This window comes from Pedobacter sp. L105 (assembly GCF_009765875.1).
GTDB lineage: Bacteria > Bacteroidota > Bacteroidia > Sphingobacteriales > Sphingobacteriaceae > Pedobacter.
In genome coordinates, this window is record NZ_LMUP01000004.1 from 1,335,042 (window position 1) to 1,360,290 (window position 25,249).

At 40.5% G+C, this 25,249-nt stretch carries 23 protein-coding genes; 4 read left to right on the forward strand and 19 right to left on the reverse strand.

Features of this window, described 5'->3' with window-relative positions; all coding sequences use genetic code 11:
• Positions 1 to 5 precede the first annotated feature (5 nt).
• The 4 genes from GSQ84_RS10925 to GSQ84_RS10940 are packed head-to-tail and all read right to left on the reverse strand — an operon-like array spanning position 6 to position 3,842.
• Positions 6 to 617: a ribonuclease HII gene (locus GSQ84_RS10925; RefSeq protein WP_158797242.1), complete on the reverse strand. Its 612-nt coding sequence runs from the start codon at positions 615 to 617 to the stop codon at positions 6 to 8.
• A gap of 21 nt (positions 618 to 638) precedes the next feature.
• Positions 639 to 1,751: an ABC transporter permease gene (locus tag GSQ84_RS10930; RefSeq protein WP_158797243.1), complete on the reverse strand. Its 1,113-nt coding sequence runs from the start codon at positions 1,749 to 1,751 to the stop codon at positions 639 to 641.
• On the reverse strand, positions 1,751 to 2,887 hold the full coding sequence (locus GSQ84_RS10935) for a glycosyltransferase (RefSeq protein WP_158797244.1): 1,137 nt from the start codon (positions 2,885 to 2,887) through the stop codon (positions 1,751 to 1,753). The genes GSQ84_RS10930 and GSQ84_RS10935 overlap by 1 nt, the downstream gene beginning before the upstream one ends.
• The gene (locus tag GSQ84_RS10940) at positions 2,865 to 3,842 is read right to left on the reverse strand and encodes a hypothetical protein (RefSeq protein ID WP_158797245.1); all 978 of its coding nucleotides are present in this window, start codon (positions 3,840 to 3,842) and stop codon (positions 2,865 to 2,867) included. The genes GSQ84_RS10935 and GSQ84_RS10940 overlap by 23 nt, the downstream gene beginning before the upstream one ends.
• Before the next feature lie 45 nt (positions 3,843 to 3,887).
• On the opposite strand from GSQ84_RS10940, the gene ruvC reads away from it, so the two are divergent.
• On the forward strand, positions 3,888 to 4,451 hold the full coding sequence (ruvC, locus tag GSQ84_RS10945) for a crossover junction endodeoxyribonuclease RuvC (protein ID WP_158797246.1): 564 nt from the start codon (positions 3,888 to 3,890) through the stop codon (positions 4,449 to 4,451).
• A gap of 351 nt (positions 4,452 to 4,802) precedes the next feature.
• On the opposite strand, the gene GSQ84_RS10950 is transcribed toward ruvC, so the two are convergent.
• From GSQ84_RS10950 to GSQ84_RS10990, 9 genes are all read right to left on the reverse strand, one after another.
• Positions 4,803 to 5,588, reverse strand: coding sequence for a 5'-nucleotidase, lipoprotein e(P4) family (locus tag GSQ84_RS10950; RefSeq protein ID WP_158797247.1), 786 nt, complete (start codon positions 5,586 to 5,588; stop codon positions 4,803 to 4,805).
• 300 nt (positions 5,589 to 5,888) lie between these two features.
• On the reverse strand, positions 5,889 to 6,770 hold the full coding sequence (gene atpG, locus GSQ84_RS10955; RefSeq protein ID WP_158797248.1) for an ATP synthase F1 subunit gamma: 882 nt from the start codon (positions 6,768 to 6,770) through the stop codon (positions 5,889 to 5,891).
• Between the two features lie 24 nt (positions 6,771 to 6,794).
• Positions 6,795 to 8,369, reverse strand: coding sequence for a F0F1 ATP synthase subunit alpha (gene atpA / locus GSQ84_RS10960; protein ID WP_158797249.1), 1,575 nt, complete (start codon positions 8,367 to 8,369; stop codon positions 6,795 to 6,797).
• 44 nt (positions 8,370 to 8,413) lie between these two features.
• Positions 8,414 to 8,962: an ATP synthase F1 subunit delta gene (gene atpH, locus GSQ84_RS10965; protein WP_158797250.1), complete on the reverse strand. Its 549-nt coding sequence runs from the start codon at positions 8,960 to 8,962 to the stop codon at positions 8,414 to 8,416.
• A gap of 26 nt (positions 8,963 to 8,988) precedes the next feature.
• The gene (gene atpF, locus GSQ84_RS10970; RefSeq protein WP_158797251.1) at positions 8,989 to 9,483 is read right to left on the reverse strand and encodes a F0F1 ATP synthase subunit B; all 495 of its coding nucleotides are present in this window, start codon (positions 9,481 to 9,483) and stop codon (positions 8,989 to 8,991) included.
• Between the two features lie 83 nt (positions 9,484 to 9,566).
• Positions 9,567 to 9,767: an ATP synthase F0 subunit C gene (atpE, locus tag GSQ84_RS10975; RefSeq protein ID WP_090555667.1), complete on the reverse strand. Its 201-nt coding sequence runs from the start codon at positions 9,765 to 9,767 to the stop codon at positions 9,567 to 9,569.
• A 34-nt stretch (positions 9,768 to 9,801) separates the two neighbouring features.
• Complete coding sequence (atpB, locus tag GSQ84_RS10980; RefSeq protein WP_158797252.1) at positions 9,802 to 10,932, reverse strand: F0F1 ATP synthase subunit A; 1,131 nt, start codon at positions 10,930 to 10,932, stop codon at positions 9,802 to 9,804.
• 14 nt (positions 10,933 to 10,946) lie between these two features.
• The gene (locus tag GSQ84_RS10985) at positions 10,947 to 11,336 is read right to left on the reverse strand and encodes a hypothetical protein (RefSeq protein WP_158797253.1); all 390 of its coding nucleotides are present in this window, start codon (positions 11,334 to 11,336) and stop codon (positions 10,947 to 10,949) included.
• A gap of 48 nt (positions 11,337 to 11,384) precedes the next feature.
• The gene (locus GSQ84_RS10990; RefSeq protein WP_158797254.1) at positions 11,385 to 11,603 is read right to left on the reverse strand and encodes an AtpZ/AtpI family protein; all 219 of its coding nucleotides are present in this window, start codon (positions 11,601 to 11,603) and stop codon (positions 11,385 to 11,387) included.
• A gap of 197 nt (positions 11,604 to 11,800) precedes the next feature.
• On the opposite strand from GSQ84_RS10990, the gene GSQ84_RS10995 reads away from it, so the two are divergent.
• From GSQ84_RS10995 to uvrC, 3 genes are read left to right on the forward strand one after another with little or no spacing between them, the layout of a single operon-like run.
• Positions 11,801 to 14,479 (forward strand): lipopolysaccharide assembly protein LapB, encoded by a 2,679-nt coding sequence (locus tag GSQ84_RS10995; protein WP_254070828.1) that lies wholly within the window; start codon positions 11,801 to 11,803, stop codon positions 14,477 to 14,479.
• Positions 14,480 to 14,481: 2 nt separating this feature from the next.
• A complete protein-coding gene (locus GSQ84_RS11000; protein WP_158797256.1) occupies positions 14,482 to 16,707 on the forward strand; it encodes a penicillin-binding protein 1A in 2,226 nt (741 codons plus the stop codon).
• Positions 16,708 to 18,513: an excinuclease ABC subunit UvrC gene (uvrC, locus tag GSQ84_RS11005; RefSeq protein WP_158797257.1), complete on the forward strand. Its 1,806-nt coding sequence runs from the start codon at positions 16,708 to 16,710 to the stop codon at positions 18,511 to 18,513. It begins immediately after the preceding gene.
• Positions 18,514 to 18,563: 50 nt separating this feature from the next.
• Here the strand turns inward: uvrC and gldN are convergent, their stop codons facing one another.
• The 6 genes from gldN to GSQ84_RS11035 form a co-directional block, all read right to left on the reverse strand.
• A complete protein-coding gene (gene gldN, locus GSQ84_RS11010; protein ID WP_254070829.1) occupies positions 18,564 to 19,445 on the reverse strand; it encodes a gliding motility protein GldN in 882 nt (293 codons plus the stop codon).
• A 4-nt stretch (positions 19,446 to 19,449) separates the two neighbouring features.
• Positions 19,450 to 20,988, reverse strand: coding sequence for a gliding motility protein GldM (gene gldM / locus GSQ84_RS11015; protein ID WP_158797258.1), 1,539 nt, complete (start codon positions 20,986 to 20,988; stop codon positions 19,450 to 19,452).
• A 45-nt stretch (positions 20,989 to 21,033) separates the two neighbouring features.
• The gene (gldL, locus tag GSQ84_RS11020; protein ID WP_158797259.1) at positions 21,034 to 21,846 is read right to left on the reverse strand and encodes a gliding motility protein GldL; all 813 of its coding nucleotides are present in this window, start codon (positions 21,844 to 21,846) and stop codon (positions 21,034 to 21,036) included.
• 64 nt (positions 21,847 to 21,910) lie between these two features.
• A complete protein-coding gene (locus tag GSQ84_RS11025) occupies positions 21,911 to 23,275 on the reverse strand; it encodes an SUMF1/EgtB/PvdO family nonheme iron enzyme (protein WP_158797260.1) in 1,365 nt (454 codons plus the stop codon).
• A gap of 194 nt (positions 23,276 to 23,469) precedes the next feature.
• Entirely contained in the window at positions 23,470 to 24,240 is a 771-nt protein-coding gene (locus GSQ84_RS11030; protein ID WP_158797261.1) for a uroporphyrinogen-III synthase, read from the reverse strand.
• Between the two features lie 9 nt (positions 24,241 to 24,249).
• Positions 24,250 to 25,236 (reverse strand): DUF4271 domain-containing protein, encoded by a 987-nt coding sequence (locus GSQ84_RS11035; protein ID WP_158797262.1) that lies wholly within the window; start codon positions 25,234 to 25,236, stop codon positions 24,250 to 24,252.
• Positions 25,237 to 25,249 lie beyond the last annotated feature (13 nt).

The window sequence follows — 25,249 nt, forward strand, 5'->3', positions numbered from 1 at the left end:
ACAAATTATAGCTCATTATCTGAAACGAGAATTAGATCAGGATCACTTATAGAGAAAGTTTTACGGTGGTATGGTGTTAAGCCGTGAAATAAAGCTGCCGAACGGTGCACTTTAGTTGGGTAACCTTTATTTTGCTTCCACTGATAAACAGGATATTCATCAGCCAGGTTGTCCATAAATTCATCCCGATGTGTTTTGGCCAGTATAGAGGCTGCAGCAATGTTCAGGTATTTCCCGTCACCCTTGATGATACAGCTATGCGGGATATCCGGATAAGCTTTAAAACGGTTTCCATCTATACTTAAGTAACGGGGCTGAACAGCTAACTTGGCTATCGCCCGGTGCATAGCCAGGAAAGACGCATTCAGGATATTGATTTCATCGATCTCATTGTTATCTACTGAAGCCACAGCCCAGGCCACAGCTTCCCTTTCAATGATCTGTCTTAAGGAAACACGCTGTTTATGCGTCAGTTTTTTCGAATCATCCAGCTCTCCCGCAATAAAATCGGGAGGCAGAATTACCGCGGCCGCGTATACAGGTCCGGCCAGACAGCCTCTTCCTGCCTCATCACAGCCTGCTTCAATAAATTCAAGTTGAAAACAATTTAATAGCATTCCGTAAAGTTAAAAAAAATATTAAACTGTGATATCCCGGGATTTTACATCAAAGGCATCACGCAGCCCGATGGCCATTAAATTAAAAGCATAAACAGTAAGCATAATAGCCATTCCGGGCAAAATGGCCAGGTAGGCAGCATCCATAACGATATAACCATAATTTTCTTTGATCATGGTTCCCCAGCTGGGCATTGGCGGCTGGGCACCAAACCCCAGAAAGCTCAGCCCGGTTTCAAGCAGGATAGCGGCAGCAAAATTTGCGGAGGCGATCACCAGTACCGGCCCGGCAATGTTAGGCAGAATATGCCTGATCAATATCCGGGAGGAAGAAAAACCCAATGCTTTAGCAGCTTCTACAAATTCAGCTTCTTTGATGGCCATCACCTGCCCGCGTACCAAACGGGCCACATCTACCCAGGTGGATAAGCCTACAGCAATAAATATCTGCCAGAACCCTTTGCCCAGGGCAAAAGAGATGGCTATAACCAGGAGTAAAGAAGGCAGCGACCAGATCACGTTCATGAACCAGCCGATCACGGAATCGGTCATTCCCCCAAAGTATCCGGCCATGGCGCCTAAGCTCAAGCCTATGCTCATAGAAATGATAACGGCAAGCAAACCTACAGAAAGTGATACGCGGATACCCAGGATCAAACGGCTGAGCAGATCCCTTCCATATCCGTCTGTTCCGAGCCAGAAAGTCTGCTGGTAAACATGCTGGTGAAGAAATTCTTTTGAACTCCCTTTGATAAGGTAGCTATTGCTCTCTGTTGCTTCTTCATCATCCCCTATGTATTCTTTTGTGATGATACGATTGCCAGCAATTTTATAGCCGGTTATGGGAATACTTTTGAAATTTGCTTCCTGTCCGTAAAGCATTTTCTCCAGTAGATTAACTTTGCTGATGTTAGGATTAACGCTGATGATAAAAAAAGTGAAACTGCGTCCTGGTTTTTTATTGCTTAACTGCAGGTGCATGGTATTGGCCATGGGTGTTTGGTCGGGCGTGATCAGGTATCCCAAAATACCCATCATTAGCATTACAATAATGAATAACAAGCCTCCGAAGGCAGGTTTATTTTTTTTAAACCTAACCCATATTCTTTTTGCAGGACTGTCGCTTCTTTCCATTATTTAACCATTCTGTCCTTCCAGTTATATTTCCCCGAATTTCCAGCCACCCCAATATAAATAATATAAAGCACATGCAGCACATTCAAAAAGGGCAGCAAGACCAGCAGGCTTCTTCTTTTAGCAAATTTGGTGACATCGGTTAGGAATACAAATTCTGCAAAAATCTTAAGTATCAGCTGTGCAAAAACGATTTTAAGATAACCTATAAAAAAGATACCGGCAACCAGGTTCAGCAGGATACTCAAATTGAAGAACCAGATGAATACACCCAGCACAATGATGGATTTGTTTTTATAACGCGTACTTTTTGAGGCCCATCGTTTGCGCTGCTGCAGAAACTCTTTTAGGTTAGGTTTAGCATGTGTATAAACGAGTGCGTCTGTATTTTTCAAAAAGCCGATGTGGTTATTGTACCTGGCGGCCATTTTATGCAGCAATAATTCATCATCTCCGGAGGCCAGGTCATCTATTCCCTGGAATCCGCCCACTTCATAAAAAGCAGCGCGCTCATAGGCTAAATTTGCCCCATTACAAGTAGAGGGCTGTTTATTGCCAATGGTGGAAGCGCCTAAACCAATCAGATAAAGAAATTCAAGGGATTGTGCCCTTTCAAAAAAACTCTTTTCCTCATCGTATGCCACGGGCGAAGAGATCATCTTATACTGCTTCTCTTCATAGAAGGCTACAATCGTTTTAAGCCACTTTGTCCCCATTCTGCAATCAGCATCTGTAGTAATGATCAAACTACCTTCACACTGCCCTATAGCTGTCTGAATAGCCTTTTTCTTATATGAATTTAAAGCTTTATCTTCTTTCAGTGAAATCAGTTTGATCCCCTCAGCGGCATAAGAACTGATGATCCTGGCGGTGTTATCTGTAGAATGGTCATCAATAAAGATAATCTCCGTTAGTGTTTTATCATAATCCTGTGCCAGCAGGGCTTCAATAGTACGATGGATACCATCGGCCTCATTTCTTGCTGCTATAATGATCGAAACAGCAGTAGTGCCTTTGGTCTCTTTATATAAAAAGGGTACCAGTTTATGCCATCCACGGATAAAACCAAAAACAACAAACAGATAAACGAGGGTTAAAAATGCAGACAGATAACTAACGACGATGAATATTTCCAAAGAAATTTAATTTAAAAACAAAATATGAGCCCAATATAGCAGGAATAATAATATTAATGAGCCAGATGCTTGCAGTACATGCAATCACGGCAACATCCTGTTTGGTCACAAAGCTAAAAAAATAAGACGCGGTTACACTTCTTACACCAATATCAAACAAATCAAGGGAAGGTAAAGTGGATTGCACAAAAAACAAAATGCAGACCATCATCAGGATATCCAGGTAATGTATATCTGCTACCAGCCAGTAAAACATGATAAAATACTGGGTGCTGAAGACCACATAACGTGCCAGGCAGAGTAATAATATTTTGAGCAGTTCCTTTTTCTGGTACCGCCCCAGGATGCTATAGAATTTTTTATACTTCCTGGTAAAACGCATGGAAAGCAGCAAGCCGTTTAACCATTGGATGTTAAAGAAGAAAATCAGAAAAAACAGACAGAACATGGCCGCCAGGGCCATTACGGCATAATTCAGCCGGTAATCCAGATGAACGTACCTGTAAATAAATATACAAAGAGAAATAGCGCCAAAAATATTGGTCAGCACCATCTGGCCGATATTTCCCACAGCCATGGCTACGATGCCTATTACCCTTCGTTTTGGAGACAGAAAAAACACCCTTCCTCCATATTCACCAATCCTGTTTGGAGTGAACACCGCCCAGGTAAGACCACAGAAAACAGATTCTATAGACCGCCAGAGCGTGAGCTGTTCCACCTGCCTGATCAGCCGCTTCCATTTTACGGCTTCCAGCCCCCAGTTCACCAGCATCAGAAAAAAAACCAAAGAGATCACCGCGATAGTCTGCATACGCGGAATACCGGATAAAACGTACCTGAAGTCTTTTAAATTGGTATTGGAAGTTAGCTTTTTGTAGATAAACCAGAATGCAAAAAGGACTATCGTCACCTTTAGCACATTGGAAAATATACCTTTATATTTAGCTATCAATTTATCGTTTCTTTTATTTCATGCAAATATGCTTAATATTGTTCTATGTTGGTTGGAAAAAAGGAACGTGTGATCATGGGCATTGACCCGGGTACTGCCGTAATGGGATACGGGGTGATCTTGGAGCGGGGAAGTAAAATAGAGCTGATTGCCATGGGTGTAGTAAAGATGGACCATTTAGACGACCATTTTTTAAAATTACAACGGATCTTTTCAAAAACAGTTGGGTTGGTAGATGAGTATAAACCGGATGTAATGGCATTGGAAGCGCCTTTCTATGGAAAAAATATACAGGTAATGCTAAAATTAGGCCGGGCACAGGGAATTGCCATGGCGGCTGCATTATCGAGAGACGTTCCGATCACGGAATATGCGCCAAGGAAGATTAAACAATCTATTACAGGTAATGGTAGCGCAGGAAAAGAGCAGGTTGCTGCTATGCTGCAGCGCTTATTAAATTTCAAGGAAACACCTGAGTTTCTGGATGCAACTGATGGGCTGGCGGTAGCAGTTTGCCATTCTTTCCAAAGGGTATCTTCTGCCGGTACAGGCAAGTCTTATTCCGGATGGGATGCTTTTGCTAAAGACAACCAGAAAAGATTAAAATAGCGGGTACAAAAAAGCCCTTCGATAAAACTATCGAAGGGCTTTCTAAAAATATTTTTAGTTAGACGAGTCTAATATTTTGAATACCGCTCTGATGCTGATGATTGCACCGACAAATAAAATAATCCATGATACTAAGGATAACATTGACGAGTCAAATGCAAAACGAAGAAAAACACCTACGAGAGCCACCAATACACCAATAATTATTTGGACATATATTGACGTTTCATTTGCCTTTTGCATGCTTTTAGTGTTATGTTCTGACGTTGGCTCCATTTTCTTATGTTTAAATTCGTGAGCAAAATTAATATTATTTCAACAATAAAAGCATGTTATCAGAGATTATTTCTTTTAATATCCTTTTAGCCCGTCAAGACGTTCTCTCGCCTTTTCTTGTTCATCAGCTTTTCCCTCTTTATAAAGCAGTTTCTCCCAATCGCCATACATTGGATTAGGTAACACAATAAAGTGCGTCCCAAATTCCAGTTTCGCCTTATTCACTTCTTCGGTTACATTTTTTCCTTCCCTGTAAAAGACATTGGAAAAATCACTGAGGTTATCCCCGCAAAGTAAGAGTATATTATATTTCGCCAATACCTGCTGTCTGCGCGGTTCTTTATCAGAGCCGGAGGTCTTTACCACCAGGTGTGTTTCATCAGCAAAAGGAAAACCAAAACGCTGTAAATTAAGTAAGGTCCCTTTATAGTCGGCCGCATCACGGTTGGTAATATAAAACGTTTCCACCTGCTGGGAGGCTGCATATTTTAAAAACTCCAGCGCTCCGGGTACGGTATCGGCCGCTGCCAGTTTAGTCCACTCTGTCCAGTCCTTCGGCTCAAATGAAACCCCCTTTTTGATCTCATGTCCCTGGAAAGCAGAATTGTCAAGGATAGTCTCGTCAATATCCACTACCACACAATTGGGTTTTGACGATCCCGGGGTTTTTAACCGTTCTTTTAATGAAAGCCTGGCAAAGTTATAAGCCTGGAAAGAAAGAGCCCTGTATTCGCCCGAACGCTGCTGCCAGGCTACTGCAATGGTATAGTCTCTTGCTGCCTGGGCAGTTGGACTTAACTGTGCAACTACACCAAGGGGAAGTAAAAAAGCCACAGCTATAAAAAGAATGTTTTTAGTCATAGGAAGATCTTTTAACAAAAATAGAGATTTTCAGCAAAGGTAAACGGATCTGGTTTTATTTTGATTTTGACTTGAACAGATCGTCTAAAGTTGTTGACAGGTCTTTGGAAAGGGGTTGGTTTATCCCGGGGATAAACCAACCCCTTTCCAAAGACCTATCAATGACCTCCCAAAGCCTTTTGAAAACAAAGCGAAATAAGAACCACCTTCCCGAAAAAACGGGTGTATATCAAGTATAGTATAAAATAAAAAAAGGGCCGTCTTTTTGAGACAGCCCTTCCAATAAATTAACAGGATAAATTATCCGTTCAGCGCCGCGGCACCACTTACAATCTCTGTAAGTTCTGTAGTAATTGCAGCCTGACGTGCCTGGTTGTAAGAAAGTTTTAACGCTTTTAAAAGATCACCAGCATTTTCAGTTGCTTTATCCATTGAAGTCATCCTTGCACCATGTTCTGCTGCATGAGAATCCAATACCGCTTTATATAACTGAATCTTAATCGACTTAGGAATTAATTCCTTAACGATTTCCTCTTGTGAAGGTTCCAGAATATAATCTATCTGATGTTTAGACTCTTCTTTGGTAGTCACTGTTTTTGGCAATGGAAGCAATTGCTCTGTAGTCAGGATTTGTACCGCTGCATTCTTGAAACCATTATAAACCAATTCTACTTTATCAAAGTCGCCTTTTTTGAAGCCGGCCATGATGGCATCTGTGATTTTTGTAACGTTTTCAAAGGTTAATGCGTTATAAACAGCGTTATTGTTTCCAATCACATTGTAACTTCTCTTCTCGTAAAAATCCTGGGATTTTTTACCGATAGAGATGATACTCACATTACCCTTTTTGTACTGCTCGCTGTATTTCTCTGCAATCAGATTGTTGGTTGCTTTAATTACATTCATATTGAATGCACCTGCTAAACCACGGTTAGAAGAAACCACTACTACCAATACCTTATTGGGTTCGCGTTCCTGTATGTATGGGGATGAAGATCCTTCCAGGTTGGCAGAAAGATTCCCTAAGATCTCTTTAAGCTTCGTAGCATACGGACGTAACTGTATAATAGCATTGGTTGCACGCTTCAGCTTTGCTGCCGAAACCATTTTCATGGCTTTGGTAATCTGCTGCGTAGACTGCACCGATGATATACGAATTCTTACTTCTTTTAAATTAGCCATTCTTTTTAATCTTCTTCCTTTTAATTAGTATTTACCAGCAAGCTCTTTAGCTACAGTTTCTAATACACCTGTGATGGTATCATCCAGTTTACCAGCTTTTAAAGCAGCTAATGTTTCAGGGTGACGTAATTCCAGTTGTTGTAAATACTCAGCTTCAAACGCTCTGATTTTATTTACAGGAACCGCACGCATCAGGTTTTTAGTACCAATATAGATGATCGCTACTTGTTTCTCAACAGACATTGGAGAGAACTGACCTTGTTTTAAGATCTCAACGTTTCTTGCGCCTTTGTCCAGAACAGATTTAGTTGCTGCATCCAAATCAGAACCGAATTTAGAGAAAGCCTCTAATTCACGGTATTGTGCCTGATCCAGTTTCAACGTACCAGCTACTTTTTTCATTGATTTAATCTGTGCATTACCACCTACACGTGATACCGAGATACCTACGTTAATAGCTGGACGTACACCGGCGTTGAACAAGTTAGATTCTAAGAATATCTGCCCGTCAGTGATCGAGATCACGTTAGTTGGAATATAAGCAGAAACGTCACCCGCTTGTGTTTCAATGATTGGAAGAGCTGTTAATGAACCACCGCCTTTTACAATGCTTCTAATAGATTCAGGAAGGTCGTTCATTTTCTGTGCGATATCATCATTAGAGTTGATCTTAGCTGCACGCTCTAATAAACGACTGTGCAGGTAGAACACGTCTCCAGGATAAGCCTCACGTCCCGGTGGACGACGTAACAATAAAGAAACCTCACGGTAAGCAACAGCTTGTTTAGACAAATCATCATAAACAATCAGTGCGGGGCGACCTGTATCACGGAAGTACTCACCAATAGCTGCACCAGAGAATGGAGCATAAAACTGTAATGGAGCAGGATCAGCAGCCGAAGCAGAAACAACAACGGTATAAGCCATTGCGCCGTTTTCTTCTAAAGTACGTACAACCTGTGCAACAGTACTTGCTTTCTGGCCACAAGCAACATATATACATAATACAGGATTTCCTGCATCATAAAATTCTTTTTGGTTGATGATGGTATCGATACAAACGGCACTTTTACCAGTCTGACGGTCACCAATAACCAGCTCACGCTGACCACGGCCGATAGGGATCATCGCATCAATAGCTTTGATACCTGTTTGCAAAGGCTCATTAACCGGCTGACGGAAGATTACCCCAGGAGCTTTACGCTCGATCGGCATTTCATAAGTCTTGCCAATGATTGGTCCTTTACCATCGATAGGTTCGCCCAGTGTGTTTACCACACGGCCCAACATACCTTCACCAACTTGAATAGAGGCAATTTTCTTGGTACGTTTAATTGTATCACCTTCTTTGATCATGCTTGACGGGCCTAAAAGAACCACACCAACATTATCTTCTTCAAGGTTCAAAACAATACCTTGCAGGCCATTTTCAAATTCAACAAGCTCACCTGATTGAACTTTAGTTAAACCATAAATACGGGCAATACCATCACCCACTTGTAATACGGTACCAACTTCTTCAAGTTCGGCTTCTGATTTAAAGCCCGACAATTGTTGCCTGATAATTGCCGATACTTCGTCTGGTCTTACCTCTACCATAATTTTATATTATTTCTTTTGTAATTCTGTAAATGATTAATGAATTAAACCACACCGTGGGCTAATTCCTGCTTTAATTTATGTAGACTACCAGCTATACTGGCATCAAATTGTCTGTCGCCAACTTTCAAAATAAAACCACCGATCAGTTTCTCATCAACTTTCTCTTTGATGATCACTTCCTGTGCGCCAATTTCTTTTTTAACTACAGCAACGATTTCCGCTTTGTTTGCCTCAGTCAATGTGATAGCAGAAGTAACCTCAGCAGTCACAATACCTTTGATCACATTATACTGTCTGATGAAAGCTTTAGTGGTATCAAATAAGATGGCTGAACGGCCTTTGCTCACAACCAGTTTCAGATATAACCTGGTTACCGAATGAACGCTTTTACCGAAGATCCCATCTAAGATTGCAGATTTTTTATCCAAAGGAATAACCGGGTTCTGAAGAATTGTTTCCAATTCACTGTTCTGGTTAATCACATTTTCAATAAGAACCATATCATTTTTGATCTCTGCTAAAGAATTTTGTTCCGTAGCCAGGTCAATTAATGCTTTGGCGTATCTTGATGCTGCTTTATTTTCTGACATGTTATATTTAATTAGAGTGGCTGGAATTAATTCAGTTCAACATCTTTCAACAAGCCGGCAACCAACTCCTGTTGTTTAACCTTGTCAGACAGCTGACTGCGTAATACGCGTTCAGCGATCTCAATTGATAATGTTGAAACCTGATTTTTCAATTCAGCCAGAGCAGCTTTCTTTTGATTTTCAATCTCAATTTTTGCTTTTTCGATTAATTTAGCGCCTTCAGTATGTGCCTGATGTTTTGCCTCGTTAACGATTGCATCCTTTAATGTTTTCGCTTCTTTCAGGATCTGATCTCTTTCTGCGCGGGCTACTTTCATAGACTCTTCATTCTGTGCCGCTAAACGTACCATTTCCTGTTTTGCAAGTTCAGCCTGATTTAAAGCTTCATCAATCGTGTGTTCACGTTCTTTGATCGCTCCTAAAATAGGTTTCCATGCAAATTTGGCTAACACAAACAGTAACAATAGAAATGCTATTGTCTGAAAAATAACTAAACCAATCTCCGGTAATAATAATTCCATCTCTTATATTATATGTAAATCTTTTTTTTTAACAAAAGGATGTACTTTGTAGCAACCCTACAAAGTACAATACCATTTTTTAGTTACACTAATGCAACTACTACCGCGAAAAGAGCAACTGCTTCAACGAATGCAGCAGCGATCAACATCGCAGTTTGAATTTTAGAGGCTGCTTCTGGCTGACGAGCAATACCTTCCATAGCTGAGCTACCGATTTTTCCGATACCCATACCTGCGCCGATAGCGGCTAATCCAGCACCAATTGCAGCAATACTTCCTGTAATCATGATTCTATATATTAATTGTTAAAAATTCTAATTAGTGGTGTTCTTCTATCGCCATGCCAATAAACAGTGCAGATAGTATGGTAAATATAAAAGCTTGTATAAATGCTACCAGCAACTCTATTCCATAAATGAATAAGGCGAATGGAACAGATACAAACGAAACAAAAACGGAGTTAAAAACGAAGATCAGACCAATCAGTGCTAATACCAGGATGTGGCCGGCAGTGATGTTTGCAAATAAACGTATGGCCAATGCAATAGGCTTGGTAAATATACCGATGATCTCTACAGGTACCAGAACGATGTATAACCACCATGGCACATCAGGTGTAAAGATATGTTTCCAGTAATATTTGTTACCATTGAAATTGATGATAAGGAAAGTAATAGTAGCTAATACTACTGTGATTGAAATATTTCCAGTTAAATTGGCTCCTCCCGGAAGGAAAGGAATCAATCCCAGCATATTGTTAAACCAGATAAAGAAAAATACGGTCAGCAGGTAAGGCATAAAACGTTCGTATTTATGACCTAAATTAGGCTTAGCGATATCATCACGAACAAATAAGATTAGCGGCTCCAGCCATGACTGTAACCCCTTAGGCGATTTACCAGCCCTTAATTTATAACCATTGGCTACTTTAAGGAATATAGCAAGCATAACCACTACAGAAAGCAAAAGCGTGCAAACGTTTTTAGTGATTGAAAAGTCTAAAGGACGTACATTCTTTACATGATCTGCTGCATCAACTTCTGCATATTCACCCGATTCATTGGCTGTTGCAGATGCATAATAAATCTTTTCATGTCTTTTCACAAAACGTTGTCCGTTCTTTTCTACAACTACCTTCGCTTCATCATCTCCGTGAAACTCAGTAGAGCTGAAAGTAACCAGTCCGCCTGGTGTATATAACAGCACAGGAAGGCCAATGGTATAGTCGCCTATAACATGCCAGCTATGCGAATCAGCTACGTGATGCAAAGCAAACTTACCCAGGTTAAATTTCTTCTCTGCCGCTGGTTCGGCGTGTGCGGCACTTGTTGTCTTCAATGTGTCTCCTTGTGCATATAACAAGGGTGTTACAAAGAAAAACGCTAAAAAAAGCGTGAAAACAACAATTATCCGATTAACTTTAAAATCAAAAACGTGGCTACAATCCATTTACTGGCAGATTTTTACTTATTATTTTGGTGGCGCAAGTTACACAACAGGGAGTATATTTCAAAGAAGCTGAACAATAAATATAGAGAAAAAAAGTTGAGCGCGAAAACTATCCCCTTTTCCTTGCTATTCAGGCTGTAAATCAGCACGAAAGCTAAAGAAAAGATCATTTTCAAAACTATTGACCCCATAATTGCCATTACACCGGCCTGTGGGTCCATTTTAATACCGAAATAAGCCGTGATATAAGCGATATAAGTAAGTCCCCCAATAAAGCAGAATACCAGCCAGAATTTTTTAACTACTAAATTTACCTGCGGAAATAATTGAGGCAGCGCATAGGCCACCCCGGCAAGGATCAGTGTATAGATCAGGTAATACAGGGTAAATTTGGATAGACTCAAAACTGTTTTTTTTACAAAAGTATAAAATTTAACAGATGAATCAACTTGTTAATCTTTGCTGCTCAACTGTTTGATTACCTGATACAGGGAAATCACAACTCCAATTACCCCAAGCAAAGCCGTAAATATGGGCTTATGGGTATTTCTATGGGCATCTATTTTATATCCCGCAAATGTAAATACACCGATGATGGCCAGCATCTGGAAACCCATTCCCGAATATGCAGCAAAGTTATTTTTACCTTTCCCTTTTTGTTGATCACTCATAGTTGTACGCTTGCAAAAAAATATATATTTGTTAGAAAATGCTGATTAATAGAATATTTTTGCTATATTATATCTAATTTGAATGTTGACTCAATCTACAATCTTTGAAGAATTCTAGCCATCTCATAACGCGCTTACTCTCACTTTTCATAGGAACATGTTGCCTGGCAGCCTGCAGCACTCCTAAAGATACGGCAATGAGCAGAGGAATGCAAAATTTAACTGCCCGCTACAATTACATCTACAATTCTAAGGTCATACTCGAAAATTACGGACAACAACTTAACGATACCTATAAGGACAATTATAATGAGATTCTGCCGGTATTTACAGATCCTGAGAAATTTAGCGCCTCAACTGTTTTTAGCCCTTCTTTAAATGATAAAGCCTTAGATAAAATCATTGTTAAAGCCCAGGCTATTATTGCCGACAAGGTTTACAGTAATTATATAGATGATGCTTATCTCTTGTTGGGTAAGGCAAACTATTTCAAATCCAATTATTTTATTGCCGAAGAGTTTTTCGATTATACCGCAAAAACCTATCCGGCCAACCCGGAGGTGTTATTGACAGCTCAGAACTGGAAAGCCAGAAGCCTGATGCAGCTGGATGATCTCCGAGCTGCAGCTCTGTTACTCGATACCGTTTATACCAGTATCCCATCGGTAAAAAGTAACACTTCCGAACCACTGGCCACCATTGCCCAGATGTACATTTACCAGGAGCGTTATGACGACGCGATTCAGCTGTTGGAAAGGGCTGTCAGGGAAACACCGCTTAAACGCAACCGGATACGCTGGACTTATATTCTCGCGCAGCTCTATGAACATCAGAAAAATGAACAGAAAGCACTGGCCAATTACCTGAAAGTTCAAAACAGCAATGCAGGTTTTGAATTGTATTTCAACGCCAATCTCAACAGGATTAAAATTAATGGTTTATTAAATGGCGAGAAGTTAAACAGGAAAAAACAATTGTTAGCCCTGTTAAGGGATGATAAAAACCTGGAATATAATGACCAGATCTATTTCCAGGTGGCGGAAAGTTATGCCAGCGATGAAGATTATATCAACGCAGAAAAATATTATAAACTATCCTTAAGAAAAAGCCTGAAGAATAATTATCAAAAAGGACTTTCTTACTTAAGGCTCGCCAATTTAAATTTCTCCCGCTTTAGAAATTTCCTGCAGGCGAAGTTATATTATGATAGTACGGTAAATACAATGCCTAAAAACTATCCTGGTTATGCACAGATTATTAAAAAAAGCAGGAACCTGGAATATATTAGCACACGTTATGAAGCGATTGCCATGCAAGACACGTTACAGTCGATGGTGAAACTAAGCCCCGAAGAACGTCTGGCGAGAATTAAAAAAATGACTGCAAAAAAAGCAGTAATAAACACCATGAATACCGGCACCTACAGAGAAAACCTTTTCCCTGATGCAGGAAAAAATAATAATAGCGCGACTGAACCAAAAGGTGCCTTTTATTTCAATAACAGCGCGGCCATGAGCAAAGGTTATACCGATTTCGTTACCCGATGGGGTACCAGAAAACAAGAAGATAACTGGCGGCAAAGCCAAAAGTCTTCTTCACAAAATACGTCCGAACAAGTCGCCAAAGTGGAAGACAGCAACCAGCCGCTTCGTCAGAAGCAGCCTTCAAAATCAGCAGGCACTGATACTTTGGTGAACAGGTATTTGTCCGCTATACCCCTTACACCGGAAATGCTGATCGTTTCCAATCAAAAGATCATTGATTCTTATTACGAGATGGCTATTTTTTATCAGCAGGAACTGGATGACAGGGAAGAAGCTACCAGAATTTATCAGCTGGTACTTAACCGCTTCCCCGATAACAATCACCTGGCTTCCATTTATTATAGCCTTTATCTCAATTTTAAAAAATCAGATCCCGCAAATTCATCAAAGTATAAGGCACTGCTTCTGGCTCAGTTTCCATCAAGTAATTATGCAAAAACCATTCTCGACCCGGGTTATTCAGCCAAACAATCGGAAATGGAAGCTCTGGTTCTCAAAAAGTATAACCTGATATTCGACCAGTATGAAAAGAAAGCTTTCCCGGAAGTGATTGCCGATGTTTCACAAACCACTGCTCAATATCCGGCTAACCAGCTTAACCCTCAGCTTAACTATTTAAAAGCAATTTCCATTGGCAGAACTCATATGGTAGACAGCCTGGTCACTGCCTTTAAAATGATTGTGACCTCTTATCCCGATGATAAGCTCATCACTCCGCTGGTAAAGAATCACCTGGCCTACATTGCGGCGCATATGGATGAATTCAGAGCCAGAAGATTTGCCCTGCCCGACTTCAACCCCGCAGATCAACGTTTCTTTACTGCTTTTGAAAAACCTATTCACGACAATACTGTACCGCCTGTTGTCAATGAAACAGCAACACCTGTTGAAAAAGTAGCTGCGGCTAAAAAAGAAGAACTGACCCCGGATGCCAAAGTTGCTGCCCCCGTAGTTGCTGTTAATACCGATAAAATATTCAGTACCGCCCCTTCTGCCATCTATTACTTTGTGATTGATGTGGAAGATGCCAGTTTAACACTGAGCTCTTCCCGTTTTGGGATCGGTCAGTTTAACCGTGGAAATTACGCAGATGCGGGACTTAAGCACCAATTAACAGAATTTGACAACGACCAACTCATATATATTGGGAACTTTAGTAGTTTTGCAGACGCAAAAAGTTATGCGTACGGTATTACTCCGCAATTAAAGCAAATCATGAAAGTTCCTGCAGGTATATATTCCAGCTTTATTATCAGTAAGGAAAATTTCGATAAGCTCCAGAGTAAGACCCTTCTAACTCAATACTTAGATTTCTACAAAAACCACTATTAAAAATGACCAAAAATATTTCAGCTGCAGAGATAAAACAATATAACCTTACACTCTGGAAGTTTTTCATTGGGGGACTGATCATCTTTTCATTGTTTATTGTGGCTATTGGCTTCGGTCTGTTTGGTGCACTCCCTCCCTTCAGGGATATTGAACATCCGAAAAGTAACCAGGCTACAGAAATCCTTACAGAGGATAAAAGGGTATTGGGTACTTATTTTGTTCAAAACCGCTCCAATGTAACTTATTCCCAGATCTCCCCGAATGTGATCAATGCACTGATATCAACTGAAGATACCCGTTTTAAAGAACACTCAGGAATTGATTTCAAACGTACTTTTACTATCATTTTTTATAACCTGATCGGCAAAAAACAGGGTGCAAGTACCATTACTCAGCAACTTGCCTTAAACTTATTTTCTGAAGAAGGCCGTCAGCGTAATTTTTTTAAACGCGTAATGCAAAAGTTCCAGGAATGGATCGTCGCAGTAAAGTTAGAACGCAATTATACCAAAGAAGAAATCATTACCATGTACCTGAATACAGTGGATTTTGGGAACCAGGCCTATGGGATCAAATCGGCGGCAAGGGTATATTTTAATACTACCCCAGATCAGCTTACCGTTAGCCAGGCAGCTACGCTGGTAGGACTGCAAAAAGGAATTACCCGTTACTCTCCTACCCGTAACCCTGAAAGATCATTGGCACGCCGTAATACGGTAATGGCCAATATGGTGAAGGAAGATGTGCTGACCCAACAACAGTTCGATGAAGAAAAAGAGAAACCACTCGGACTAGTATTCAGTGCCGCAACAGTAAACGACGGAATTGCCCCTTATTTTAGGGCGGTGCTTAAAAATGATATCAAGAGGATCTTCCAGGAACGTTCTATTGTTAAAGCAGATGGCAGCCCTTACGACCTGGACAGGGATGGATTGAGGGTAATCACCACGATCAATTATGATATGCAGATATATGCAGAAGCTGCACAAAAAGAAGCCATGAAAGTGCTTCAGGCAACGTTCCTGAAAAGCTGGAAAGGCAGAGATCCCTTTGAAGGCAAAGAACTGCAGATTGAACAGGGTATAAAAAGGTCCGACCGTTATAAAGCTTTACAGCTGGAAGGGAAATCAGAAGCAGAGATCAAGACTGATTTTAATACGCCTACAGACATGAGCATTTTTACCTGGAAAGGAGATATTGATACGCTGATGAAACCCGTTGATTCGGTGAAATATTATAAAATGCTGCTCAGAAATGCAATGATGGCTATGGACCCGAAAACAGGTTATGTTAAAGCCTGGGTGGGCGGTATCAATTATGAGCATTTTAAATATGACCAGGTAAAAATGGGAACCAGACAGGTAGGTTCAACAGCAAAGCCCTTTACCTATTCTGTAGCAATAGAAAACGGTTATTCACCATGTTATCAGGTACTCAACGAGCCGGTAACCATAGATGTTCCGGGAGGCACACCATGGACACCAAAATCTGGAGGTACCATTCCGGGTTATCTTACACTGCAAAAGGCACTGGCCTATTCACAAAACTTTATTGCCGCCTATTTAATGAAACAGGTTGGCCCGACAGCAGTAGCCACCCTGGCAAAGAGAATGGGAATCACTTCTAATGTTCCCGCTTATCCTTCTATTGCCCTTGGAACGTTTGATGCTTCGGTATTCGATATGGTTGGCGCCTATAGTGTGTTTGCCAATAAAGGGATATGGACACAGCCTACCTATATTTTAAGGATCGAAGATAAAAATGGGGTTGTCCTCTTTGCACAAACCCCGCAGAAACATCCGGCGATGAATGAAGAGGTTGCCTTTGTGATGACGAGGATGCTGGAAGGTGTAGTAACCGGTGGTTTCGGCTATCCGCTGATCAGTAAATATGGTATTAAAACCCCGGTTGGAGGTAAAACCGGAACTACACAAAACAACTCCGACGGATGGTTTGTTGGAATCACTCCTGATCTGGTTGCAGGGGTATGGACAGGCTGTGAAGACCGTGCATTCCATTTTATTAACACCAATCAGGGTGAAGGTGCCAAAACCGCCATGCCTATATTCGGGGACTTTTTGAAAAGGGTATATGCTAATCCAAAATTAAAGATCAGCAAGGCCGATTTTGAAAAGCCTAAAGGCGGTGTATCCATCACTTACGATTGTAACCAATATCAGCAGCAGCAGGCAGACACTACAGCACTGGATCAGAAGTTAGGGTTTTAGATGAGCATTTTTGATTACAAACAGGCATTAACCGATATCCCCCACCGTCCCGGTGTTTATCAATACTGGGACCAGGAAGATACGCTTATATATATCGGGAAAGCTAAGGACCTGAGGAACCGTGTAGGTTCTTATTTTAATCAGGATAACCAGATGAACGGCAAGACCAGGGTACTGGTTTCCAAGATCCGTAAGATCACGTTTACCATCGTGGATACAGAGATTGATGCCTGGCTGCTGGAAAACAGTCTGATCAAGAAACACCAGCCAAGGTATAATATCATGCTCAAGGATGATAAAACCTATCCCTGGATCATCATTAAAAAAGAACCTTTTCCACGTATTTACTGGACCAGGAAAATGATAAAGGACGGCTCTACCTATTTTGGACCTTATGCTTCTGTAGGGATGATGCATACCATCCTCGACCTGATCAAAGAAACATACCCGCTGCGTACCTGTAATCTGCCATTAACTGACGATAATATCAGCGCAGGGAAATTTAAGGTTTGCCTGGAATACCAGATAGGCAATTGTAAAGGGCCCTGCCAGGCTTACCAGATGCACCCTGATTATGACAAAAACATTGAAGAGATCAAAGATATCCTCAATGGTAAAATCGGAAATGTAATCAGGGATGTAAAACAGATCATCAAAGACGCAGTAGCCGACCTTAATTTTGAATATGCACATCAGTACCAGAAAAAATTACTGGTGCTGGAGAAATACCAGAGCAAGTCTACCGTGGTAAACAGCTCGATTACCAACGTAGATGTAGTGAGCATTGCTTCTGATGAACGTTATGCTTTTGTGAATTACCTGAAGATCATGAATGGCAGTATCATTCAGACACAGACCATAGAGATCAAAAAGCGTCTGGATGAATCTGATGAAGAACTGCTGACCATTGCGATTACCGAATTCAGAACCAAGTTTAACAGCACGTCCAGGGAGATCATCGTTCCTTTTGAGATCACCCTAACAGATGAAAATTTAAAATTTACCGTTCCAAAGCTGGGTGAAAAGAAAAACCTGCTGGAACTCTCCCATAAAAATGTGCTTTTCTTCAGACGTGAAAAGCTCAATCAATATGAAAAACTAAATCCTGATCTGCGTACCGACCGTATTTTAACACAGATGCAGAAAGACCTGATGCTGACACAGCTTCCGGTACATATCGAATGTTTTGATAACTCTAACTTCCAGGGTGCCTACCCTGTTTCTGCAATCGTGGTATTTAAAGATGCTAAACCCTCAAAAAAGGATTATAGGCATTTTAACGTAAAAACGGTAGAAGGCCCCAACGATTTCGCTACGATGGAAGAAGCTGTTTACAGGCGATACAAGCGAATGCTGGAAGAAGAGGAGTCATTGCCTCAGCTGATCATCATTGACGGCGGTAAAGGCCAGCTATCCTCTGCTGTGACCAGTCTGAAGAAATTAGGGATAGATAAAAAAGTTACGGTTATCGGTATTGCCAAACGTCTGGAAGAATTATACTATCCTGGTGACAGCTATCCACTGCATCTGGATAAGAAATCAGAAACCCTGAAAGTAATTCAGCAGCTCCGCGATGAGGCCCACCGCTTTGGCATTACCTTCCACAGAAAGAAAAGGGATCAGGGTACGCTGAAAACAGAATTGGAGGCTATTCCCGGAATTGGTAAGACTACGGCAGACAAACTGTTGCGACAGTTTAAGTCGGTAAAGAAAATCAAAGAAGCCCCGGAGGCCGAGCTGGAAAAGATACTTAACAAAAGCCAGGTAAAAACGCTGCTGGCCTTCTTCAGCGCAAAAGATATTTAAAAGCAAAAGGCCCCGCTAATACCAGGGCCTTTTGCTTTTAATTTATTTTTCTAGTATTCCCACAAACTCTGTTCGTAGTCTGACATACCTTTCTTTATCCGTTCAGACTCATACAATTTCCTCGGATCTTTAGGGTCTTTCTGATCCAGGATTTCGATGATCGTTTTATTAGCCGGATTGGTTTCCTTTACAATATTACTGGAGAACAGGCGTCTGATGAAAAAATCATCATAGGTAAGCACAGAAGCATCATTGTTAGGATTAATCAATCGCGACTTGCTCAGCAGTGGTCTTGCGTCATCATAATAGATCCAGAACACGGGCTGCCAGTTACCTTCTACCAGTTTCATTGGTGCTATCCCTATAATACGCGGCTCAAATACAGATCTTTTAATGTCAAGGATCCAATCTTCTTTGATCCTGTATTTCATAAACTCATCAGGTCTTAAACGTTTCATAATAGGAGCTCCGATCTTACCGGTTGCATCAGCATCACCCTCAGAGGTTCCTCTTGCACTCCTCAGGGCATCCTGAGCAGACAGAGCGATTTTAAAAGCATCATTGTCTTCCAGCAGTTTTCCGGCAGCAGTATCCTTGGCAGAATAAACGGTCAGTTCTTCATTAGCTACAGCATCCATCAATATTTCTATCAGTTTTGACTTATCTGCATTGAGTATGGAGTTGATCGTATCACGCAGATCAATTTCCCGCCAAACCCTTTTGGAATAATATACATCTTCCTCTCTTACATCGGCCATAGGAACCATTACACTACTATCAACATCTCTTCTGGCATAAAATCCATCCTTAGGAGGTGTTTTGATCTTTGTCTTTTTAAGAACAGGAGTACCTGCTGCCGAAACCGGGGTCTGGGCAAAAGATGCTGTTCCTAAAAACAGCAAAATAATAGTGTATAGAAATTGTTTCATCATGAATCTATTTAGCTATAAATGTTATTGCATCCAGACTTTTTTGTCTTCCATCAGGACCTTCAACTACAATGTCTTTGAAAATTACTGTTGCACCTGGTTTAATTGAATTCAGGGCACCTTTTACCTGTCCGCCGAAAGAACTGCCCGGATTAGGCATAGTAACGGCATCCGATCTTGGATTGATAAATGTAGTATTGAACCTGATCACTTTGTATTTAATATCGAATACAAAATCATCCAGTTGTGTATCGATGGTATTGGCCCTTGCTAACCATTCCAGATCAACATTACCCCCAGATTTTCCTTTAATAGAAGCTTTAGGCGTAGGTAAACCTTTTACCCTGAACTGCTGCGAACCCATGTTAACCGTTTTACCTGCATTATTAGCAGAAACAGTTACATTCACTGTTTTACCAATCTGGTCGGCACCAACATTAACCATGAACTTGCCGTTTGAACCTGAAATTGATCCTCCGGAGATACTTGCTTTTACGCTTTCCAATGGAAAACCTGCTGCAGAAACTGAAAAAGGATTCGGGATTCCAGCGTAGATTACATTCATTTTATCCGGTGAAACCGTAGCAGATGGTTTAGCCACCTGGTAAGATTGCACTGGAGTTGTATAATTTTGAAACGTCCCGTCTGTCTTTTTTACACGAACTACTCCAGACCATTTGAAAACACCTACTGAACCTGTACTACCTGTGTAAGTTCCTTTACCATCTTTAGTTGCTAATTTATTACCGTTTACAGTAATTTCCGGACTTGCTTTAGTATCACTGGCAGTTAAGAATACCTCCGCAGTATAAGGCTGCCCTTGTATTACATAAGAAGTTGGTGCTACTGCAACAGCATCAAAGTGATCCAGGTTAACCAATGATTTATCCATATTCCCGAACAACTTTTTAACAACTTCAGCTTCAGCATTTTTAGTATCTGCCTGGATTTTGGTTAAAACCGTATTGGCGGCTGTTAAAGGCGTACCCTCACCAAAGTTGATATCTTCCCATAATTTTTTACCGCTAATACTTTTTTCCGAATCTTTCGCTTCCAGTAAGAATGAAACATTTTTGCGGTCTTCAGGACTCAATAAAGCAATTAGTTTTTCGCGTGTATCATTGATCTTTGCTTTGAGCACTTCTCCCTTTTTCTGGTTGATCATGATTCCCTGTGCAATATCCAGGTTACCTCTTTCTACCAAATCACCCGTTTCAGCACTTAATCCACCGCCAGCAGTATTAAATTCCTGCTTCAGCTGTAGTACATAGGTATTCAGATCATCACTGTATTTTTTTGCCTCATTGGCTTTTTCCCAGATCGGCTGCGCCCTTGCAGGTTCCTCTTTAAGTTTTGTATTTTGAAAACCAGTAAAGAGCTGATCAATACTGGTATTCACGTTAGTTCTAGATGATTCAAGACTATCATTGATATTCTTGAACGCATTAAGAATTGTATCAGATACGTTTAACGCAAGCATAGCTAACAATACCAAATACATGATATTGATCATCTTCTGCCTCGTTGTTTCTTTTCCTCCTGCCATTATTTATAGGTCTCTCTGGTTAAGTAAAATAATTATTTAGCTGAGTTAAACGCGTGGCTGGTTCATTGCAGTTAGCATGTTGCCATATATCGCATTTAGCGAAGAGAGATTTTTTGCCAGTTTGCCCACTTCATCCTTGAACTGTTTTGAATCTTCCATAGAGTCATTAAAATTGTTCATGGTTAAAGATAAGTTCTGATAAAATTTGTTCATCGACTTCAAATGCACGCTTGAATCCTGCAATTCCAGCTCATAGACTGCATTTAGGGCAGAAAGATTTTTTGCCAGACCTGTTACCTGCTCATGGTAAGCTTTTGCATCACCACCGCTTGCACCCATTTCTGCCAGTTGAGCAGTTGCTTTACCAAAAGCTCCGTTCAGCTGATCAAAACTTGAAGAAGCCGATTTTATTTTACCTGTAAATTCGTTAGTAGCCGTAGTTGCATCTGCAATAGTTGATATCGTAGCTACTTTTTCACCAAAAGTACGAAGGCCATTACCCAGACTTTCAATTAATTCAGGACCGATTTTAGCATCACCCAACATTTTATCCAATGCAGCTGTAGAAGAAAAACCTGCTGCAGCAACTGGTGCCGGTCTTGCAGATACTTTTGGCAATTCACCACTAAAATCATCACTTAATTCAGGATAAACCCTATCCCAGGCTGGTTCTGGTGCTGGCGGGAAAAATCCTGTTAGAAAGAACAAAAAGGCCTCAACGCCTAAGCCTAGTCCGATCATATAATTTCCCCATACTCCACCCAGGTGAAGGATTTTAAATAATGCTCCGATAATTACGATACTTGCTCCCCATGATATTGCTACGTGTAACACATCAAATTTCTTTTTTGCTGCCATGTTTTAAATTAGATAAATGTAGATATAGATGTAAATTTTTCTGTTTACGATTTTTTTTAACTGATTAGTTTTTGAAGTTGATATCTGTTCCTGCAAATGATGATACACATCTGAATCCGATATATGATCTGGCCTGATCCTGGTACTCGTAAGTACCAACTGAGTTTTGAAGGAAGAAACCTATGTCTTTCCATGAACCACCTCTAACTACCTTACGTTTAAGGTATTTACTATCAGAACCTTTAGCCACATAAGTGAAGTTAGGATTAAAATCAAGCAATAGCGGTGCAGCGGAATTATTATAGGCGGTTACGGTCCACTCGGCAACATTACCTGCCATATTGTACAATCCGTAGTCATTAGGGAAATAAGATTTTACATTAACAGTGTATAAACCACCATCATCAGCATAATTACCACGCCCTACTTTAAAGTTTGCCTGCATACATCCTTTAGTATTTCTAATATAAGGGCCACCCCATGGGTATTTGGTTTTCACCTGACCACCTCTTGCAGCATACTCAAATTCTGCCTCTGTTGGCAATCTGTATTCGGGACGTGAGCTTAAAGGAAGTTTTCTTGCAATGGCAACCGGCTCATACAAACGCGTACGCCATACACAAAATGCGGTAGCCTGTTCCCAGGTTACCCCAACTACAGGATAGTTATCGTAAGAAGGGTGATTAAAATATGATTTTACCATCGGATCGTTCTGAGAATAAGAATAATCCATCTTCCAGACCATGGTATCCGGGTATACACTTACCGAAGGATACTGATTAGGATTGTTAGCATCAGGTGAGTCTACATAACTCTCTATAAAATCTTTACGTTTCTTGGTTGGGTCTTTTCTTCCTGCCGCAGCAAGATCAAGGTTAACGATACTATATGAGTACCTGAACTTTCTGATGTCTAATTCATTACGTCCTGGTAACGCATCATCACCACTGTAGTACATATCTTTTAGCTTAGCGCTCAATCCACCGGTTTTACCGCTCCATAGCGCCGTACCGTTACCTACTTTTTTCCAGTTAATATTTTTCTGAGACGAGAGACTTGCTCCTCCCGGGGTAGTTTTAGCATTGATAAAATAAGCTGGTGCCCCACTGGGGCCTAAAGATGTTAAAGCTACGGAGTCTCTTACCCAGTTCACAAATTGCCTGTACTCTGCATTTGTGATCTCGGTTTCATCCATATAAAATGCGCTGAATGAAGTCATCCGGCTTGGCGCACTTTGAGAATTGTCAATGTCTTCGTCAGACATCCCTATAAGTGTTTTACCCTGAGGAATATAGACCATTCCCCGAGGTATTCTCTTATTATTAAACTTTCTGTTATATACGCCTACCAGCTCTCCTTCCCCACCTTTTCCGCAGCTCGAAAACAATATGGTAACCAAAATAAAAACTAACGTGTAAATTTTCCTCATAAGCCCGTAGAGCAATTTTACAACAATTTTATCAATTATGATTGATATTAACAATTATTCTCAGATAAAATTATGTCTTAAATACAAAATAAGCAAGATGTTACACTATTGTTAACATCTTGCTCATACGATTTAGACAAATTATTTAGATATTACACCTTCCACACAATGGGGAAATCAATCAACGTATTCTATTATTTGTTTGATTTTTTAATGTAATTTTCGATAGCCATGATCATGGACGGAGATTCGGGAGAAGGTGCCTGAATATCTACAATCAGGTCTTTGTCTTTTACTGCTTTATGTGTATTTACACCAAAAGCGGCAATACGGGTATTGTTCTGCTGAAAACCTGGAAAGTTGGTATACAGCGACTGAATGCTGGAAGGACTGAAAAATGCAATGATGTCGTAAAATACATCAGCAAGATCCGAAAGATCACTTACTACAGTCTTAAATAGTACAGCCGGGGTGAGGTTATAACCGTTCTTCAGCAGAAAATTCATAGTATCTTCCGTAGCCACGTCAGAGCATGGATAAAGGAATTTCTCTCCTGAATGTTTCTTCAGCACCTCCGCTAAATCCGCTGCTGTCTGCTTTCCGAAAAATATTTTACGTTTACGGTACTGGATGTACTTTTGCAGGTACAGTGCGGTTGATTCTGAAATACAAAAATACTTCAGGTCTGCCGGTACTTCATACCGCATCTCCTCACAAATTCTATAAAAGTGATCCACCGCGTTCCTGCTCGTAAAGACCACAGCAGTAAAATCACCAAGGGTAATTTTATCTTTTCTGAAATCTCTGGCGGGAACACCTTCCACATGAATAAAGGACCTGAAATCAACTTTAACATTGTATTTCTTCGCCAAATCAAAATAAGGGGATTTCTCTGTTTCGGGTTTTGGCAAAGTTATCAGTATACTTTTTACTTTACGCAACCTATCTTCTGTCTTTTCTTGCATTTTACCTAGTTACAGCTGTAGCCCTATTACCTTGATTAATATCAAAATAGGACATATTTCGAGGGCACAAAAGTACATAAATAAATAGAATTTTGGAAACCGATAATGAGATAAAATATTTATTCCTGCTCTTATGAATTGAAATGTGAAAATTACAGCTAATAAAATGAATGAGATTACTATATAATAGATCCCATATTTGAGTGGAGACAGGGCAAAGGCCACGACTAAGGGAATGAAAATTAGGGAGATGTTAAAATAACTTAAATATAATATGGAAACGTACTCATGCACCGGTTTCTGGACGTTAAAGAGGTGTCCGAGCAAACGCAGCAACAAAATCTTAAGGGTATACAATACAATAATGAGAACGGATATACTTACAAAAAAACGAAAACCTTCGTGGACATAAGTGATCTGATAATACTGCGCCACCAGGTAAAAAAACATTCCTATGGTGAACCCGAATTGTATAAAAAGGAATAAAAAAGGCCAGGAACTGAACAGGTTATCTTCTTTATTAAGGTTATTTAATCCTCTATTGCTGTAAAATGACTGGATAATGCCCTGCATTTGCTTGGCAAAAGAGATCCTCAGTACAGCAAAAGCAACCAGTAGCAGCACGATAAAACCCAGCACCCAGGTATTGCCTTTTGGTAAGGGGTTTCCCATCCGGAGACGATTCGCCTTTTTAAATTTACCGTATTTTTTGAACCAGGCATCAAAGTCCAGGTTTTCAAAAACATTGGCCTTTATAATACTATCAATTAATATATGACGGTTAATCAAAGAATCAGGCAGTATCCAGGTATGTGTCATGATAGAATCTGTCACCTGTTTTTGTCTGACCAAAAATGCAGAATCCCTGAATATACGTGGTTTGTAAAACTTGTATTTTACTGTAGAATCGCCTGGTGAAGCAAAAGCCTGGGCATTTGCTTTTCCACGGCCTAATCCGCACAGCAGGAAAACAGTGATCAAAAAATATTTATACATGCAGCTACAAAAG